The sequence below is a fragment of the Mesorhizobium sp. USDA 3734 genome, assembly GCF_056279665.1.
This window is the reverse complement of record NZ_JBWCCW010000001.1, coordinates 1,150,110-1,167,870: the sequence shown is the minus strand read 5'-3', so window position 1 is coordinate 1,167,870 and position 17,761 is coordinate 1,150,110. Positions and strand designations below refer to the sequence as shown.

The 17,761-nt window shown below is 60.4% G+C and carries 18 protein-coding genes and 1 pseudogene; 7 read left to right on the top strand and 12 right to left on the bottom strand.

The genetic code is table 11. The features are described 5' to 3' along the window. Window positions 1-69: 69 nt before the first annotated feature. On the bottom strand, window positions 70-1,089 hold the full coding sequence (locus ACZ89F_RS05515; RefSeq protein ID WP_476090765.1) for an NADP-dependent oxidoreductase: 1,020 nt from the start codon (window positions 1,087-1,089) through the stop codon (window positions 70-72). A gap of 26 nt (window positions 1,090-1,115) precedes the next feature. After that, a complete protein-coding gene (locus tag ACZ89F_RS05510) occupies window positions 1,116-2,438 on the bottom strand; it encodes an LLM class flavin-dependent oxidoreductase (RefSeq protein ID WP_476090764.1) in 1,323 nt (440 codons plus the stop codon). Window positions 2,439-2,506: 68 nt separating this feature from the next. On the opposite strand from ACZ89F_RS05510, the gene ACZ89F_RS05505 reads away from it, so the two are divergent. Then, window positions 2,507-2,728: a hypothetical protein gene (locus ACZ89F_RS05505; protein ID WP_476090763.1), complete on the top strand. Its 222-nt coding sequence runs from the start codon at window positions 2,507-2,509 to the stop codon at window positions 2,726-2,728. A gap of 56 nt (window positions 2,729-2,784) precedes the next feature. Here the strand turns inward: ACZ89F_RS05505 and ACZ89F_RS05500 are convergent, their stop codons facing one another. Next, window positions 2,785-3,804: an isopenicillin N synthase family dioxygenase gene (locus ACZ89F_RS05500; protein WP_476090762.1), complete on the bottom strand. Its 1,020-nt coding sequence runs from the start codon at window positions 3,802-3,804 to the stop codon at window positions 2,785-2,787. A gap of 327 nt (window positions 3,805-4,131) precedes the next feature. On the opposite strand from ACZ89F_RS05500, the gene ACZ89F_RS05495 reads away from it, so the two are divergent. Together ACZ89F_RS05495 and ACZ89F_RS05490 are read left to right on the top strand one after the other, a co-directional pair. Further along, a complete protein-coding gene (locus ACZ89F_RS05495; RefSeq protein ID WP_476090761.1) occupies window positions 4,132-4,263 on the top strand; it encodes a hypothetical protein in 132 nt (43 codons plus the stop codon). Then, complete coding sequence (locus ACZ89F_RS05490; protein WP_476090760.1) at window positions 4,256-5,206, top strand: D-2-hydroxyacid dehydrogenase; 951 nt, start codon at window positions 4,256-4,258, stop codon at window positions 5,204-5,206. Before ACZ89F_RS05495 ends, ACZ89F_RS05490 begins: the two co-directional genes overlap by 8 nt. A 27-nt stretch (window positions 5,207-5,233) precedes the next feature. On the opposite strand, the gene uxuA is transcribed toward ACZ89F_RS05490, so the two are convergent. Beyond that, window positions 5,234-6,418: a mannonate dehydratase gene (gene uxuA, locus ACZ89F_RS05485; protein ID WP_476090759.1), complete on the bottom strand. Its 1,185-nt coding sequence runs from the start codon at window positions 6,416-6,418 to the stop codon at window positions 5,234-5,236. Window positions 6,419-6,580: 162 nt separating this feature from the next. Between uxuA and ACZ89F_RS05480 the strand changes: the two genes are divergently transcribed. Then, a complete protein-coding gene (locus tag ACZ89F_RS05480) occupies window positions 6,581-7,366 on the top strand; it encodes an SDR family NAD(P)-dependent oxidoreductase (protein ID WP_476090758.1) in 786 nt (261 codons plus the stop codon). A 238-nt stretch (window positions 7,367-7,604) separates the two neighbouring features. Continuing rightward, window positions 7,605-8,111, top strand: a pseudogene (locus ACZ89F_RS05475) (nucleoside hydrolase); the annotation flags it as partial. A gap of 27 nt (window positions 8,112-8,138) precedes the next feature. On the opposite strand, the gene ACZ89F_RS05470 reads toward ACZ89F_RS05475, so the two are convergent. From ACZ89F_RS05470 to ACZ89F_RS05435, 8 genes are all read right to left on the bottom strand, one after another. Further along, entirely contained in the window at window positions 8,139-9,281 is a 1,143-nt protein-coding gene (locus ACZ89F_RS05470) for a hypothetical protein (protein ID WP_476090757.1), read from the bottom strand. A 93-nt stretch (window positions 9,282-9,374) separates the two neighbouring features. Further along, entirely contained in the window at window positions 9,375-10,028 is a 654-nt protein-coding gene (locus ACZ89F_RS05465) for a methyltransferase family protein (protein ID WP_476090756.1), read from the bottom strand. 150 nt (window positions 10,029-10,178) lie between these two features. Next, window positions 10,179-10,703 carry a prepilin peptidase gene (locus ACZ89F_RS05460; protein ID WP_476090755.1) on the bottom strand — a complete coding sequence of 175 codons (525 nt, stop codon included), beginning with the start codon at window positions 10,701-10,703 and terminating at the stop codon, window positions 10,179-10,181. Between the two features lies 1 nt (window position 10,704). Beyond that, window positions 10,705-11,253, bottom strand: a complete 549-nt coding sequence (locus ACZ89F_RS05455) for a tetratricopeptide repeat protein (protein ID WP_476090754.1) — start codon at window positions 11,251-11,253, stop codon at window positions 10,705-10,707. A 53-nt stretch (window positions 11,254-11,306) separates the two neighbouring features. Further along, window positions 11,307-12,257, bottom strand: a complete 951-nt coding sequence (locus ACZ89F_RS05450; protein WP_476090753.1) for a type II secretion system F family protein — start codon at window positions 12,255-12,257, stop codon at window positions 11,307-11,309. 15 nt (window positions 12,258-12,272) lie between these two features. Then, window positions 12,273-13,244 carry a type II secretion system F family protein gene (locus ACZ89F_RS05445; protein ID WP_476090752.1) on the bottom strand — a complete coding sequence of 324 codons (972 nt, stop codon included), beginning with the start codon at window positions 13,242-13,244 and terminating at the stop codon, window positions 12,273-12,275. Next, window positions 13,244-14,629 (bottom strand): CpaF family protein, encoded by a 1,386-nt coding sequence (locus ACZ89F_RS05440; protein WP_476090751.1) that lies wholly within the window; start codon window positions 14,627-14,629, stop codon window positions 13,244-13,246. The genes ACZ89F_RS05445 and ACZ89F_RS05440 overlap by 1 nt, the downstream gene beginning before the upstream one ends. Window positions 14,630-14,735: 106 nt before the next feature. Beyond that, entirely contained in the window at window positions 14,736-15,710 is a 975-nt protein-coding gene (locus tag ACZ89F_RS05435; RefSeq protein ID WP_476090750.1) for a phosphatase PAP2 family protein, read from the bottom strand. A 639-nt stretch (window positions 15,711-16,349) separates the two neighbouring features. On the opposite strand from ACZ89F_RS05435, the gene ACZ89F_RS05430 reads away from it, so the two are divergent. Together ACZ89F_RS05430 and cpaB are read left to right on the top strand one after the other, a co-directional pair. After that, entirely contained in the window at window positions 16,350-16,544 is a 195-nt protein-coding gene (locus ACZ89F_RS05430) for a Flp family type IVb pilin (protein WP_476090749.1), read from the top strand. Between the two features lie 130 nt (window positions 16,545-16,674). Further along, window positions 16,675-17,715 (top strand): Flp pilus assembly protein CpaB, encoded by a 1,041-nt coding sequence (gene cpaB, locus ACZ89F_RS05425; RefSeq protein WP_476090748.1) that lies wholly within the window; start codon window positions 16,675-16,677, stop codon window positions 17,713-17,715. The last annotated feature ends 46 nt before the right edge of the window (window positions 17,716-17,761 follow it).

Below are 17,761 nucleotides of genomic sequence, written 5' to 3'. Positions count from 1 at the left end.
CAAAAAGGCGCGGCCACGGGCCGTGGCAGAAATTGTCTCGGCAGCCTCCGCCTCATCGTTGCGCGACAATTATTCCGCGATACGCACAACAAGCTTGCCGAAATTCCTGCCTTCGAGAAGGCCAAGAAAGGCCTGTGGCGCATTCTCGATGCCATCCACGATATCTTCCCTGTACCGAACGCGGCCGGACGCGATCCAGTCGGCCATCTCACGATAGAAGGCCGGGCGCTGGTCGACAAATTCGCGCTGGATGAAACCCCTGATCGTCAGGCTGCGGTGCAACACTTGCTGCATCAATGTCGGCAGCCGGTCGATGCCGGTATCCGCGATGGCATTGTATTGCGCGATCAACCCGCAGACCGGCACACGCGCGAACTCGTTCAGCAGGGGAAACACCGCATCCCAGACAGGACCGCCGACATTCTCGAAATAGATATCGATGCCATCAGGGCAGGCTGCCTTCAACTGCTCGGCAAAATCATCGGCACGGTGATCGACGGCCGCGTCAAAGCCGAGTTCGTCTCGCACGAAGGCGCATTTGTCGGCGCCGCCGGCGATGCCGACCGCACGTGCCCCCTTGATGCGCGCGATCTGGCCGACGGCCGACCCGACCGCGCCGCTGGCCGCCGCCACGACGACCGTCTCGCCAGGCTTCGGCTCTCCGATGGTGAGCAAGCCGGCATAGGCCGTGAAGCCCGGCATGCCGAGCACGCCAAGCGCCGTCGTGATGGGTGCAGCCGCGGGATCGAGCTTGCGCAGCCCGACACCGTCGGACAATGCAAAACTCTGCCATCCCGAATGGGACAGGACGATGTCACCCTCGACGAAGTCGGCGTGGCGAGAGATCACGACTCGCGCAACGGTACCGCCTTCCATCACACCGTCGACATCGACCGGCTTGGCATAGGATTTCGTGGCGTTCATCCGCCCGCGCATATAGGGATCGAGCGACAGATAGAGTATCTGCAGCAGCAGTTCGCCCTCCCCCGGCTGAACAATTTCAACGGTCTCGATGCGGAAGTCGCCTGGCTTCGGCCGACCTTGCGGTCGCGCCGCGAGCACGATGCGGGTGTTGGTCTGGATCGACATTGGAGACCTTCTCTGCGAAAGACGTTCTACTCGAAAAACCGGTTGGGTGGCCGCTTCAGGCCGAGATTCTCGCGCAACGTCGATCCCTCATATTGCCGCCTGAATATCCCTCGCCGCTGCAGCTCGGGCACGACCTTCTCGGCAAAATCATCGAGCCCGGCAGGCAGGTAGGGAAACATGATGTTGAACCCGTCGGAGCCTTCGCCCACGAGCCATTCCTCCATCTCGTCGGCGATTGTTTCAGGCGTGCCGACAAAGGCAAGGCCGGAATAGCCGCCCAGCCTTTGCGCGAGCTGCCTGACTGTCAGGTTTTCCTGGCGGGCCAGTTCGATGACGCGCTCTCGGCCACTCTTCGAGGCATTGGTCTCGGGGATTTCGGGCAAGGGCGCGTCGGGATCAAAACCGGACGCGTCATGTCCGATGGCGATCGACAGCGAGGCAATGCCGCTCTCGTAATAGACGAGACTGTCGAGCTTCGCCCGCCTGGCCTGCGCGTCCTCGACGCTGTCGCCGACAACGACAAAGGCACCCGGCAGGATCTTGATGTCGTCGCGCGACCGGCCGAGCTTCTCCGCACGGCCTTTAACGTCGGCAAAGAAACGCTGCCCTGCTGCGAGATCGGCATGGGCGGCGAAAATGACCTCCGCCGTCTCTGCCGCCAATTGCCGCCCCGCCTCCGACGCACCGGCCTGGACGATGACCGGCCAGCCCTGCACCGGCCGCGCAATGTTGAGCGGGCCGCGCACCGAGAGATGCTCGCCCTTGTGGTCGAGCACATGCAGCCTGGCCGGATCGAAATAGAGCCCGCTTTCGGCGTCGCGGATGAAGGCATCGTCGGCGAAGCTGTCCCACAGGCCGGTGACGACGTCGTAGAATTCCCGCGCCCTTTGGTAACGCTCGTCATGCTCGACGTGCTCATCGAGACCAAAATTCAGCGCCGCATCGGGATTGGACGTGGTGACGATGTTCCAGCCGGCGCGCCCGCCGCTGATATGGTCGAGCGAGGCGAAGCGGCGGGCAATATGATAGGGCGCATCGAACGTCGTCGATGCGGTTGCGACCAGACCGATGTGGTCGGTGACGGCGGCCAGCGCCGACAGCAGCGTGAACGGCTCGAACGAGGTGACCGTATGGCTGCGCCGCAGCGCCTCGATCGGCATGTTGAGAACGGCCAGATGATCGGCCATGAAGAAGGCGTCGAACTTCGCCGCCTCCAGGGTCTGGGCGAAGCGCTTCAGATGCGCGAAATTGAAATTGGCGTCGGGATAGGCGCCCGGATAGCGCCAGGCGCCGGTGTGCAGACTGACAGGACGCATGAAGGCGCCAAGCCGCAATTGTTTTCGTGTCATGAAAGTCGTTCCGACCGTTCGATCCAGTCGAGCATCAGCGCTCGAATCCTGGTTCTCAGGATCGGACGATGCGCCCAGCTCTGGAAGGTATTCCGTTCCGCCGAGCCGGGCTTCTGCAGTATTTCAGTTTTGCGCCCGAGGCCCCGGGGCAAAAAATGGCCGGGCTCGAACGCGGCCCGGCCAAAAGAAGGTTAAAACCTTCAGAGGGGAACACCGTCCAGCGGAATGGGAGGAAACCGCCGAACGATTTTACCTGTTTGAGCTTATTTCCGGGCTTTGGCGACGAATGACGTTCCAAAGAACAGGCAAAATGGCAAAAATTCGTGCTCCATATTCCCCATAGCGTTCACGAGCCCGCAACTCCGGTCTCGAGAAGATCGGCATAGTGGCGGCGTGCCACGTCGGGATGCGAACGCAGCCGGCTTTTGAGCACATTGGTCCCGACATCGCGGAACAACGGGTTGTCAGGATCGCTTGCCGGTCCGCGCGCCTGCGCCGCCAGTTCCTCGGAAAGGCCGAGAAGCGGGATGGTTGCATCGAGCCGCGCGCTGAAGAAGAAGGGGACGGAAATTCGCTCGACGCCGGCAGGCGGCGTCACGACGCGATGCACGGTGGCGCGCAGATAGCCATTCGATGCCAGTTCGAGCAGTTCGCCGATGTTGACGACCAGCGTTCCAGGCAGCGGATCCACATTCACCCAGCTTCCGTCGTACTCGACCTGCAGCCCCTTGTTGTCGTCCTGCAGCAAGAGGGTCAGGAAGCCGCCATCCTTGTGCGCGCCGACACCCTGGTCGCCTTCGGTCGCGTCACGGCCGGGATAACGAACGATCTTCATGCGATGGTTGGGTGAGTCCCGGTAGATCGCGTCGAAGGCATCCTCGGACTGATCGAGCGACAGCGCGAAGGCTTTCAGCAGCCGGATCGCCACCGCTGTCGCCTTGGCCTGCCATGCCAGCAGCGCCGGCTTGAGTTCAGGCAGTGCCGACGGCCACTGGTTCGGCCCTTGCAGCCGCGTCCAGGGCGCAATTCCGGGCCCCTGCGCGATGGGCTGGCGCTCGACGCCGATGTCGAGTTGCTCACGCCAGTCGGCCGCGCCCTTGGTCAGTTCGCCACCGGCGCGGGTGTAGCCGCGAAACTGCGAGGACTTGACCATTTCGATCGCCAGCTTGTCAGTCTCTGGCAATGCGAAAAACCGGCGCGACGCATCGAGCACGTCGTCGATCTCCGAGGCGGAAATTCCGTGGCCGCTGAGGTAGAAGAAGCCGACGTCCCGGGCCGCCGTGCGCAAGTCCAGGAGAAAGGTACGATATTCGGACGCACCTTGTTCGAGACGGCTCAGATCAAGCACCGGCACAATTCTGGGCATGGTCAGGTTCCTTCTTTTCTCTGCCTTGCCCAAGAGAAGTAGAAGTGGTCACCGGCAAGAGCTTCGAGCATGAATGGCCTTTCCAAAATGACACGCAAGAGGTGCTGATCAAAGCAACAGACAGTCCAATCTGGGTCGAATGGAAGAACGTCAACGCTGCATATTGTGGTCTGTCGGCAAATAATGTTCCCAACAGGTATTCTACCCGCAATGCATCTCGTGGGCCGCCTTTCGAGCGCGACTTGGCCATGGGCAACATGGACCGCGGCTGGGTCGCGGCTTGTCAGCCAGTTCGGGTTGGGTCTAGGTTGGATCGCATTGATTCAATTGGCAATCAGAGAGGTCGACGCGGTGCATCCTCAGAATGCGGCACGCGCCGCGCTTGTCGTCGTTTCGACGCCGGACAAGGCGCTGCCTGGTGTCGGGGTCGTCCCATTGGCGCAGCTCCACCATGGCTGAGCTCACCATCGGCTTCGCTCACGCCGCCTATCGGCTGCGTGACGAGTTCCTGACGCGCGGGCAACCCATGCCCAGCTTCGAGGTTCGCAGCCTCGCCGAACTGGAGCAGCGCGTCGCCGAGGCCGATGTCCTCGTCGTCTCCGGCCTGTGGCGCAACGAACTGGCGGAGCGCGCACCGAAGCTGCGGCTGATCCAGTCGATCAGCGCCGGCACCGATCAGTTCTCGCGGCCGCTCCTGCGCGACCGTGGCATCAAGCTCGCCAGTGCCCAGGGTGCCAATGAAATCGCTGTCGCCGAGCACGCCATGGCGTTGATGCTCGGCCTGACGCGGCACTTGCATCTGGCGCGCGACTTTCAGGCCAGAGAGCATTGGCGCCCGATGATCGGCGACCGTTCGCAGCGTGAAGACGAGCTCAACTGCAAGACGCTGCTGATCGTTGGCCTGGGGCGCATCGGCGCGCGGCTTGCCCGCCTCGCCAACGCCTTCGGCATGCAGGTGATCGGCGTGAAGCGCGATCCGGTCGCGGTGGCAGGCGTGGCGCGAGTGGTGTCGCAGGCGCGATTGCTCGATGTGCTGCCGCAAGCCGACTTTGTTGCCCTCACCTGCCCCCTCACCCTCGAGACCGAAGGCCTGATCGGTCCTGCCGCGTTGGCCGCGATGCGGCCTAGTGCGTTTCTCGTCAATGTGGCGCGTGGACGTGTCGTCGACGAGCCGGCCCTGATCGAGGCACTGCGCAGCGGCGCCATTGCCGGCGCGGCGCTCGATTGCGCCTACGAGGAGCCGCTGCCGGCGAGTTCGCCGATATGGCGCCTGCCCAATGTCCTGGTGACCCCGCACAGTGCGGGCGAGACCAGCCGCTACGAGACGCGCGTCGTCGACATGCTGCTCGAAAACATCGCCCGCGCGGCGGCCGGAACAGCATTGCTGAACGAGGTCGCGTAGGCACCGGGGGGCGCGGCGCAGCGATCCCTAAGCCAACCCGAACTGCTCGACGGCGCGCATGATGCCACGCAGCTCGGCGAGGCCTTTCAGCCGGCCGATCAGCGAATAGCCGGGATTGATCCTGGTCTTGCCGATGTCGTCGGCGAGCAGATGGCCATGGTCTGGTCGCATGGGAATGCGCCAGTCGGCGCGGCCTTCCCTGCGGCGGCGCGTTTCTTCCTGCATCAGAGCGAGGATCACATGCGCCATATCGGTGCCGCCCTCGAGATGCTCGGCCTCATAGAACGAGCCGCCATCCTCGATGGTGATGTTGCGCAGATGAGCGAAATGGATGCGGTCGGCAAATTCCTTGACCATGGCGACGATGTCATTGTCGGCGCGTGTCCCGTAGGAGCCAGTGCAGAACGTCAAGCCATTGGCGGGGCTGTCGACGGCGTTGAGGATGAAACGCGCATCCTCGGCCGTCGAAACGATGCGTGGCAGGCCATAGAGCGAGAAGGGCGGGTCATCGGGATGGATGCACATGCGCACCCCCTCCTCTTCGGCCACCGGAATGATCTCGCGCAGGAACCAGGCAAGGTTGTCGCGCAACTCCTTCGGTCCGATCGCATCGTACTCCGCCAGGGCCTCGCGAAAACTGTCCCTGTCGTAGCTGCGCTCGGTCGCAGGCAGGCCGGCGATCAGGTTGCGCTCGATCCTGTCGATCGCCTCGCTGCTCAACTCCTTCAGCCGCGCTTCCGCCTCCGCGATGCGGGCGGCACTGTAGCCGGCCTCGGCGTTGCTGCGCTTCAGCACGAACAAATCGTAGGCGGCGAAATCGATCGCATCGAAACGCAGCGCATAGCCCGTCGTCGGAAGCCGATAGGCCAGATCGGTGCGGGTCCAGTCGACCACGGGCATGAAATTGTAGCAGATCGTCGCGATGCCGGCCTTGGCAAGCGCGCGGATGCTGTCGCGATAATAGCCAGCGTAGCGTTCGCGTTCCGGCGCGCCGATCTTGATCGAGTTGTGGACCGGGATGCTCTCGACAACCGACCATGTCAGCCCTGTCGCCTCGATGATCCGCTTGCGCTCCACAATGCTCTCGAGCGGCCAGGCGCGCCCGTCATAGATATCGTGCAAGGCCGTCACCACGCCTGTCGCACCTGCCTGCCTGACATGATCGAGTGTTACCGGGTCGTTCGGTCCATACCAGCGCCAGCACTGTTCCATTGCCGCTTCCTTCTGCGAGAGAGCGGCAACCTATTGTTGGACCACAATGAGTGTCAAACTAAAGCGCGTCGCGTTTGAACGGATTCAGGCGACGCGCTGTAGGTCTTTGTTTTATGCATTTCGTTGCCCAAAACCGGGATAGCGAATGAAGGAGTTCCCGCGATGAAGGATTTCGACGGCAAGGTGGCATTGGTGACGGGGACGACCGGGATTGGCCTCGCGACCGCCAGACGCCTCGCCGCAGGCGGTGCTGCAATCATCGCCTGCGGCATCGACCGCGCGGCCAACGCGGCGCTGCAAGCGGAACTGGAGAATTCCGGACCCGGGGCGCTGGTCATAAGCGCCGACGTCTCCATACCGGAGCAGGTTCGCGACGCGGTCACGGCCGGCGTCGAGCGGTTCGGCGGCCTCGATGTCATCGTCAATTCGGCGGCGGTCCATCCGTACGGAACCGCCGTCAGCACCGATTTCGAGACCTGGAACAAGGCGATGTCGGTCAATGTCGGGTCGATCTATCTGACCGCGCATTTCGGTATCCCGGAAATGGTCCGCAGGGGCGGCGGCGCCATCGTCAATGTCGCTTCAGTGCAGGGCTTTGCCTGCCAGCAGAACGTCGCCGCCTATGCCACGACCAAGGGCGCCATCCACACGCTGACGCGTGCCCTGGCCCTCGACCATGCGCGCTCCGGCATCCGCGTCAATTCCGTCAGCCCGGGCTCGATCCGCACCCCGATCCTGGAAAAGGCAGCGCGTGGCGACAATGGCAGCGATGCCGATGTCGAGGCTGCCTACAAGCGCTTCGGCGAAGCGCATCCCATCGGCCGCATCGGCGAACCGGAGGAGGTGGCCGAACTCATCGCTTTCCTGTGTTCGTCGAAGGCGGGCTTCTGCACCGGCGCGGACTACAGGATCGATGGCGGCCTGACCGCCGGCATCGGCGTGAAGTAGAGCCATGAAGATTGGGGCTTGGCCTTAACCGGGAGCCGCCGACATCTGATAAATTCCGCTTCGCCCGTCAGGCAGGCGTCTTGTAATCGCCACGATCCGCCGCCCGGAGGGCGACGATCGCAAGGCTCGTCCGCGCAGCGAAACATCCGCCCCACCATCTTCCCAAGGCACCCAGGCGCAATACCGGACGACCGGTTTCAGCAAGCCTCGAGACATTTTTTGACCCTGCAAAGGGCCGCTGCCCAAGATCAAGGAGCTGATCTGGATGGGCGGCGTGTTCTATCGCAAGAGCGAGATCATCACGCCGACCGAGTTCAATGCGTTCTGCGACCCCGAAGCGCTGAAGATCGTCCTGGACAGCGGCGTGCCGATGCTGATGGTCGGCCTCGACGTCACCATGCAGGTGCTGATCGAGGCGCCGCAATATGCCGAACTCGCCACCATCGACACGCCGCTCGGCCGGCTCGTCAACGACTGGCTGCTGTTCTACGAGAAGCTGCATCGCAACTCGATGGGCGTCGGCGGGGCCATGCACGATCCCTTGGCGCTGGCGCGGGCCATCGACCCGACATTGGTGCGCACGCGCCCTGCCCATATCGGCGTCGACCTGTCCGGTACCTACGCCTTCGGCGCGACCATCGCCGATTACTGGGGCGAGCGCGGTGAAAAGGACAATGCCCGCATCGCATATGAGGTCGATGCGGACCGCTTCTTCAAGCCGATGTTCGATCTGCTGCGGGACTGAACATCTCGCGAGCAAAGGGTTACGTGGCTAGCGGAACAGGTATTTCGATACTTCCGGGTTGCCGCGGCGCCACATCACATTGTCCAGGAAGTAGTGGTGCACGTTGATGAATATCCACGCTATGAAGAGAAAAAGCGACGAGCCGAGCACCTGTTTGTCATAGGGAACCAGGGCACTCAGCGCCATCGGCACGAGCCAGAAACCAAGAGCGCCGAGAATTGTGCCGGCGATGATGAATATCAGCACCCGCAGCCTATACAGCGGTCCAAGAATCGACAGGGCCTTGAGTCCCGAATCCTTGACGGCATCCACGCGGTCGCGCTCGACATTGGTCTGGTAACGCCAGACCACCGCCAGGTACTGCAGCGAATGAAGCGCCGGCACCACGAGCAGCCAAAGCGGATTCAAGGTCACGAGCAGAATCCAGGCATAAAGGGTCACGATGTAAGCGACGACGCCATTATACGGCAGCGTGCCACCGTGCCTGCGCCAGCGATTGACAAACATCACGACGGTGGCCGCCGAGGAAGCAGCCGCGACCGCGAGCGCAATGTTGAGGAGCCACGGAGGGACAGCGAATGTGTAGTAATCCAGGCCCCAGAACTGCCTTTCGGTGATCACCACGTTTGTCTGGAGCCATGCGAACAGCCACACGGCATAGCCGTTGAACAGCAACACTTTCTTGTCTTGATCCTTGAAGAACTTGCGCTTCAACACGGCGTCCACCATCAGCATGCCGTAGCCTTGCTTGACGTAGTGCCAGCCCACGAAAAAGCCCATCGCATTGGTTGCATATCCCAGCAGGCGAGCGTTGCCGGTTACGGAACCATAGGCAAAGAAAGCGCCCATGATCAGCGGAACCACAATGCCCGCGAAAATGTAGCGGATCTGGAGGTTCCTGTCGTATCCGTCTCCCCGCACCTTGCGCGCAAAATTGCGATAGAAAATCTGGTACGAATGAGCAAAGTGCGGCTGGTTTATGAGATGGGACAGCAAAAACGCCGTCAGTGCCACGAGGCCTTCGTATTTGAGAGGCACAAAATACAGTATTGGCAGAATCACGAACGCGCTCCCGCCAAGCAGGAAAAAGTCGATGAACGGACCAAACAGATATTTCTGCGGGGGTGCCGCGACTGAAACCGGGGCATCTGCCGAAAGGTGAAGTGCCATGCTGCCTTCTCCCTGTGATCGTTTATTTAGTCATCAACGCTCTATCTGAATGAGATCTTGCACAGCTACCGGCGACGAATAGGAAATCGGTCTTCACCGCCAATCGAGTGACGACAAGGATGGTATCAGCATTGGAGTGGTTCGTTCATAGGCGTGGTACTCTGGGAAGGTTTGTCGCAGGATGGCTTCCTCATTCTTGGCGCGCCGATATTGCAAAAGAAATTGGAGCGCACCCAGCGCCACCATTAACGCGGAAAAACGCGAAACAATGACTCCGGAAACAAATATCGCCTCACAGACATAGAGCGGATGGCGGACAACGGAATACGGACCTGAAGTAACAAGCTTGCGTGCGGTGGCCATGATGGAGAAAGAGCGCCCAAGCCAGTAAAGACAAAAAATCGAACTGACAGTGCCAATGAAAATCAGGCAGAGCGCCGTGACTTGCACGGCTTCGCTGTCCACTGCCGGAATCAGAAACGCTGCGACCAATATCAGGAATGTTCCGGCTACGGAGGTAACCCTTGACTCGATGCCTCGCGCAGTTCCCTTCGGGGGGAGGCGGCTGACAGTCATGACAAGCTGCAACAACATAAAGGCGATTGTGGCGGTTCGAGTGCCGACGGCCAGGGAACTCGCAGAGGTCTCGTGCTGAAAATAGACGAACAGATGAATTGCACTAAACGTCGTCAAAACCGTCACCACAAGGACGATAGCAACACGACCGATAAAATCCTCTGTTAACATCCTGCCCTCCGCCTCAAAGATTCATTGAAGCATCGCATTCACGTCTCGACAAGAAAAAGGTTTACTATTAGTTAACATCCTCACCCAAGACGACTTCGGTCGCCTGACTGCTCTGTCGTAATCCCAATGCCGATTCATTTTGGCCCCTGCTTAATTTTGCACAAAGCTATAGGCCATCGAGTAGCTGTAGATTTGGAATACGACTGTGCAAATCGCCGCCATCGAGATCGGCACTCCGAAAGGGACGACGCCTTTGCGATCCATATGCTGGATGTAGAGCCGGAATGCACCCTCGGGCAGCATGAAAGGGGTTTTCACCACCATTACCGAGATCAGAGCAAAGACCAGCAACAGCATGGAAAACAGGACGAGGCCGCTGCCACCGATCAGAAATGGCATGACCGCCATCAGCTTGACGTCGCCGGCACCGACCTTGCGCAGGATCCAGAACGGGAAGAGTGCGACAAACAGCAGAAGCCCCGCAAGGGCACTCAGCCCGGTGTCCCACCACGATCCGGACTGGAGCGACAGCAGCAGCAGCGACCCCGCTCCCAAGCAGAGCAGCAGCAGCACATCGCGATTGGCTATCTTCTGTGTCTTGAAGTCGAGCCAGGCAATCCTTGCCAGCAGAGGGATGGCGAGCACTTTCAGCAGCAGCGCCTCGACGAGCAACATGCTAGCGCTCGATGTTCTGCACGCTTGACGACAGCAGCTTCAGATTGTTGGCCACGGTCGGGTCGTTGGGCGCCAGTTCATAGGCCTTGAGGAAATTGCTGCGAGCGTCCTGCAACTTGCCGCGCAACAGGTAGGAATAGCCGACATTGTTGTAATATTCGGGCGTCGCGCCGACCAGCTTGAAGGCCCTGAGATAGGCCCGGTCGGACAGGTCGAAGCGGTGGATGCGGTCGGTGCAGGCGGCCAGCCCCATCCAAGCGCCACCATCATTGGGCGCCAGCTGCGTCGCCTTGAAGAACAGAGCGCCGGCATTGCCGTAATTCTCGGCACGGAACTGGTTCTTGGCTTCGGCAACAGCCTGGTCCGAGGCATAATATTCGACGTCGCTGACTGTCTTCAGCCCGTCGAAAGCATCGCCAAAGGCGGTTACGTCGCCTTTCGACGGTTCATTGGTGCGAACGACACCGTCGGTTGTGTCCGCCCCATTTGTCTGGCAGCCGGCAAGCACCACCATCAACAGACAGGCCGCGACCGCGATAGCCCTCTTCATAAATGTGTCCCCTAGGGTCCCCGACTCATATTAGGACCAAATCATATACCTAACTAGTAGAAAATGCCCTTCATGCGAATGACCACAGGCAGCATCACGACCATCATGACGACCGGAAAGATGCACAGACCCAGCGGAATCATCATTTTGACCGGAAGCGCATTGCCGCGCTCCTCGGCGCGCAAAATCCGCTGGCTACGCATCTCATCGCTGTAGACGCGCAGGGCATCCGTCAGGCTGGTGCCGAGTTCCTCGGATTGTCGGAACAGCACTGCCAGGGCCCGCGCCTCCTCAAGCCCGATCCGGTCCGAGAGCTCGCGCAACGCCTCACGCAGGGGCTTGCCGGCGCGCAGCTGCAAATTCATGATGGCCAGCTGAATGCCGAGCCATTTGTGGGTTCCGGCCAGTTCGGCGCCGACGCGCTCGACCGCCGCTTCCAGGCTCATGCCTGCATCGGCGCAAGTGATCATCATGTCCATGAAGTCAGGAAAGCCGCGACGATAGGTCTGCTTTTGCCGATTCTCGAATCGGTCGAGCGCAATACTGGGAATGACGATGCAACCAAGTCCGATCAAGGCCGCGCCCATGAATGCGAACAAGCCGGGCAGTTGCGGCGGCAGCACACGCGACAACAATGCATAGGTGGCGAGAAAGCCGATACACACTGCAGCGAGGCGGCATAGCGTGTAGATTACTGGGGCGCCGGATTTGTAAAACCCGGCCCGGAACAACTTCGCCTCCAGCGCATTCGGTTCGCCGCGTTCCTTCTCCAGGGCGCGAAAATAGGCATCGACGGGCCGTTGCGCCGAAATCCTGTTGATTTCCTGCTGGGCGTAGAGCGAGCGACGATCGGTAATTCCTTCGGACAAAAGGCTGCGGGCCACGAGCCGTCTCGTCTGAACGACAGGTATGAACGTGAAGGCAATCAGCAGGAACAGCGCCGCCGCCGCCAGGAAAATAGCGATGGACAACAACAGACCCAGATTTTGAAGGTTTGCAAACAAGGTTTGTCTCGCTCGTCAAAAATCGAAAGTGACCATCCGGTACATGATGAAGTCGCCCAGCAACGCCCAACCTCCAAAGATGACAAAAACCGGCATGAGTACTGGACTGTCCCAGACGTCGCCGTAATAGCTTGGAGCGATGAGCATCAAGATGCCGAACATGAAGATTGGAAAGAGCGAGATGATCCAGGCCGACATCCGGCCTTCAGCGGAAAGCGCCTTGATCTTCAGCCGCAGCTTGCGCCGCTCGCGCAATACGGAGGACAAGTTCGACAGGATGCCGGTGAGATTACCGCCCGTTTTGGCCTGGATGGAGAGCGACACCGATAGAAGATGAAGGCCTTCGAAGCCAACTCTCTCCGATAGTTTTCGAACCGCCTGTTCGAGGCTGAGGCCGAAAGTGATTTCGTCGGATACGATGCCGAACTCCGTGCCGAGTGGATCGGGCATTTCGCGCGCCACGAGACCGATCGCCACGGTGGTCGGATGGCCGGCGCGCAACGAGCGCACGATCATATCGAGTGCGTCGGGAAGCTGGGCGGCGAATCTCTGGATTCGCTTGTTTCGCGCGCGCCGTAGGACGAGAAGCGGCAGGATGAAGCCGACAAAAACGAAGGTGATGGTTACGGCTAGAGCCGAAAACCCAAGGATCATATTCAGCAACAGCGCCAATATGGCCCCGGCGAAGATGAAGACCGCAGCGAAGGTCAGAGGATTGCCGGTAATCCCGGACTGCGTGTAGAGCCTGTTGAGCCCGACCGCACCAAAGGCAAAGTCGCCCGATGCCGTCAGCCCGCGCTCCTGCAACAGCCTCTCGAGGCTTTGTTCGGCGGGCGCCTCCTCACCCAGCCGTTGCAAGCGGCGATTTATCGCCCCCGCCCGCGCGCGCCGTCCCGAAAAGGAGAGGTAAAAGGATTCGGCAGCAAGGATCACCGACGCTGCCGCCAGCACGTAGATGAAATAAAGGAGCGTCTGGCCGGTCAGCATCAGAGCGCAACCTGCGGATTGAAGGCGTCCTTGGCGAAATGGTGGCCCAGCGTCGCCGCCTCCTGAGCAAAGCGCGGCCGCACACCGGTGGCGCGAAACTCGCCAATGATAGCGCCGTCGGCGGCCACGTCGCGGCGGACGAAATGGTAGATTTCCTGCATCTGAACGATATTGCCCTCCATGCCGGTGATTTCCGAAATGGACGTCACGCGCCTGCCGCCGTCGGACAGGCGCTGCGTCTGCACGATGATGTCGATGGCCGACGCAATCTGCGCCCGGATGGAATCATGGCTCATCGGCATGCCGGCCATGCCGACCATCTGTTCGAGCCGCGAGATCGCATCGCGCGGCGTGTTGGCATGGATGGTGGTCATCGAGCCTTCATGGCCGGTGTTCATCGCCTGCAGCATGTCGAAGGCTTCCTCGCCGCGAACCTCGCCGACGATGATGCGGTCCGGCCGCATGCGAAGGGCGTTCTTGAGTAGTTCGCGCTGGCGTACCTCGCCCTTGCCCTCGACATTGGGTGGCCGCGTCTCCAGCCTGCCGACATGAGTCTGCTGCAGTTGCAATTCCGCCGCATCCTCAATGGTGATCAGTCGCTCTTTGGAGGGGATGTAACTCGACAGTGCATTGAGCAAGGTCGTCTTGCCGCTGCCGGTGCCGCCTGAAACCAGGATCGATTTGCGCGCCTGGACAGCGATCCGCAGCAGGTCGATCATCGGCGGCCGGATGGAGTTGAAAGCCATCAAACGTTCCAGCGAATAGGGATTTTTTGAGAATTTGCGGATCGACACCAGCGGGCCATCGACCGAGATCGGCCGTACCGCGATGTTGACGCGAGAGCCGTCCTCCAGCCGCGCATCCACCATCGGCGCGGATTCATCGACGCGACGGCCGATGGCTGCGACGATCTTGTTGACGATACGCAGCAGATGCGCCTCGTCGCGGAACCGGATCGACGTCTCTTCGATCATGCCGCGCCGCTCGATGAAGACCCGCTTGTGGGTATTGATCAGGATGTCTGAAATCGAATCGTCTTTCAGCAGGGGTTCGATCGGGCCAAGGCCGAGCATCTCGTCAGCGGTGTCGCCCGTCAGCTGGTCGAGCTCGCGCGCATTCAATGGCACGCCGCGGCCACGAACGAATTCGCGCACGATCGGTCGGATTTCATTCAGGATTTCGTCCTTCGACGAATTTTCAAGCGCCGTCAGGTTGAACCGATCGATCAGATGTCGATGGAGATCTACTTTCAAAGCCAGGAATTCGTCGCCATGCGGCGCAAGATCGGGGACCGGCGCCGGCGATACCGAAACGGCCAGCGACGCATGCGGCGATGGTTGCTGGACCGGCTGCTCCGCCGGCCCCTTGATGAAACGGCCTAACATGTTCCGTGATCCCCCAATATCCCCAGACGAATGCCGCGAAGTGACCAGCAGGTGAGCCGGCACGGGATCGTGAGGCGATCAATTTCGGCGCGAGACAAGGTCATCATCAAGCCCATGGAAGTTCCCCCCGAGACTGCGATTTCCCATAATCCGTCTGCTTCGGCGCACCAATCCGGGCTATCCAGCGGACAGTTTGGATCGACACGACAGCTACGGCGAAACCCGCCAGGATGTCGACGAGATAGTGGCCGCCTTCGGCAGGCGTGGCCAGGATCAGCATGGCGTTCAGCAGATAGACCGGTGCGGCGACAAATCGGATGCCTCGCACCGAATAGACGAATATTGCGGCGAGTGCGCAGTGGAACGAAGGGAAAGTCACAAGGCCTTCCGGACGCTCGATCAGAAACGGCTTCAGGGTCCTGAGTGCGTGGAGCTGTTCAAGGTGCCGGATCGAGGCGCCGGGAGCAAACGAACTCAAAATATCCGACGAAGGATGGTAGAAATCAAAAGTTCCCGCCGCTGGCACAGCCACCATCACCAGGCATGTCAAACAACCGGACAGGCCAAAAAACGCAACGAATTCTTGCAACCGCTTCGATCGACCAGTCACGGCAAGGATCGCTGGCAGCAGAAAGAGTTGAGCCTTCAAGGTGAAATAAGCCCACGAAAGCGCGGATGCGATCCAGGGATGGTCGTTGAGCCGGCCGACATAGGTGACCCAGTTGAACCCCAGCGCCGCATCGCCGGCAGCCAGATAGAAATCCATCAATGGGCGTCTCGTTGCACTGGCGAGATAGGTCAGGGGCAGAAGGCCGACCGAGAGCATCAATATAACGCTCAAGGCTATGACTAGCATCTGGATCCTACCCGCATGATTACTCAACAGGTCGCGGTGGCGAAAAGGCATTTCTCGGAACTGGTACCGCATGGCTGCGAGGGCAGCCCATAGCAGGGCCAACGGCGCGGCAACTATCGCAGCTTCGAGCAAAACTCCTGAGCCGCCGCTCACGGCCGAGAACGGAAGCCAGATCAGGTTTGCGGCTCCAAGCCCTGCGAGCAAGACCGCCAGAAGCAGGACCAAGTGGCGATCGGATGTCGAAGAATCATTGCGAGCCAGCGGTGTCACGTCGGATGCGCGGTCCTGCAGCGGTCTCGCGAACCGCTCCTCACTCCCCGCCTGCCCCGTCTCCGATAGGCTCAACACAAAAGTTAGTCCCAGCTAAATTTTCAATTTCTAAACTAACCATTAACCACGGGAGGGAGCAAGCGCCCGGCGGCGCGCTGCATTCCAATACTTACAACATAGTTAAGCCGTTGCGCTGAAAATATCGGTTTATTTTGCCTGAGGCACCCCTTCCACCCAACCTCACAAAACTCTGCGAGCCGCAGCAGGCAGTGTGATCCTGAAATCACTCTCTAACCCATTAGATATAAAGGAATATGCAGTTCAGCTAATATTAAAGTGCCACAGCCTCAGCCGTGGCCAAATTGTGAACGAATGGTTAAGATCGCTTGAAAAATTAGTCGAATCAAGATCTTGTTGGAATTTAGATCGGCTCGAACCTCGGCAAATCAGGTATTCAAACGTTAACAAACGCTTAATCTCGTTTGACTCTGCTTTTTCGTGGGACCTAGGATCGAGATGACGGGGGATGCTTGGGTATGGATTTCATCCTTTGCTCTGTCTCGTCGGGTTGAAACTCCAAAGGGAGAAATTGACATGAACAAGCTCATGACGATGACCCGGCAGTTCCGCGACGATGAAAACGGCGCTGCCATGGTCGAATACACTATCCTGCTCGGCATCATCACCGTGGCGGTCATCGCTTCGGTTATCGTTGTCGGCACCTGGGTCACCGGCCGGTGGCAGGGCCTTACGACCGCGCTGGCCACCGTGCCTGCGCTGCCGTCGTGACCGCCTAACCGAAGCCTAGGGAGAGGCCCAGGCCAGAGAGTTTGGGCCTCTCCAGGCAATTTAAGACAAGACTGGTCGCGGAGCGATCGGATTTGATGGATAGGTTTCTCGATTTGATCGGATAGGCTTCATGCGTGCCAACACCGTCATCATGATCGTTCTCGCCGGCGTTTTCGGCGTGTTGGCAGTGGTGCTAGCCAACATCTGGTTGGCCAATCAGCGCAACGCGATGGCGCAGACCAGCGACGTCCCGCGTGACACCGTTGTGGTGGCCGCTGTCGCCCTCAAATTCGGCGACGCTCTGACATCGGACAAATTGCGCGAGATCGCCTGGCCGGCGGGCGCGGCGCCGGTCGGCGCCTTCAAGACAACGAAGGAAGCCTTGGCCGGCGACGCCCCCAGGCAGGCGTTGCAGTCAATCAGCGCCAACGAGCCCATACTCGCCACCAAGATCACCGGCCCCGGCCAGCGCGCCACGCTTTCGGCCGTGCTCGGCGAAGGCATGAAGGCAGTTTCCATCCGGGTCAATGACGTCCTCGGCGTTGCCGGCTTTGTCTTCCCGGGCGACCGTGTCGATGTGCTCTTGACGCGCACCGCGCGTGACAGCGACGGCGCGGACAGGAGCTTCGTCGACGTCCTGCTGCAGAGCATGAAGGTGCTCGCCGTCGACCAGGTCGCCGACGAAAGCAAGGACAGTCCAACCGTTGTCAAGGCAGTGACGCTCGAGGCCAGCACAAGGGACGCGCAGAAGCTGACGCTCGCGGCGGGTGCCGGCCAATTGTCGCTGGCGCTTCGCCAGGCCGCTGCCAGCCAGGGCGAGACGACCGAACGCATTACTCTTTCCGACCTGACCGGTGAAACACCGGCCGATGTCGCCGCCAGGCAGGCGGAACTCGACAAGAAGACAGCAGCGGAAGCGGAGGCTGCAGCCGAGCGCAAGCGCGCCGAGGACAAGATTGCCGGGTTGACTCAGGCCGTGGAACAAGTGGGAAGCCGTCTCGACCAGTTGAGCAAGGTGAAGCCGGCTCCGGCCGTGGCATCGGCTCCTGAAGTCCGGGAAGTCGTCAAGGAAGTGGTCAAATACGTGCAGCCTGAACCTCCGGCACGGGCGACGATCGGCGTTTTTCGGGGCGTGAAGCTCGAGACATATGACGTGCCGCGACAACAATAACTAAACGCGGCGAAACGGAATGGGGCTGCCACCGGCAGCAATTGGG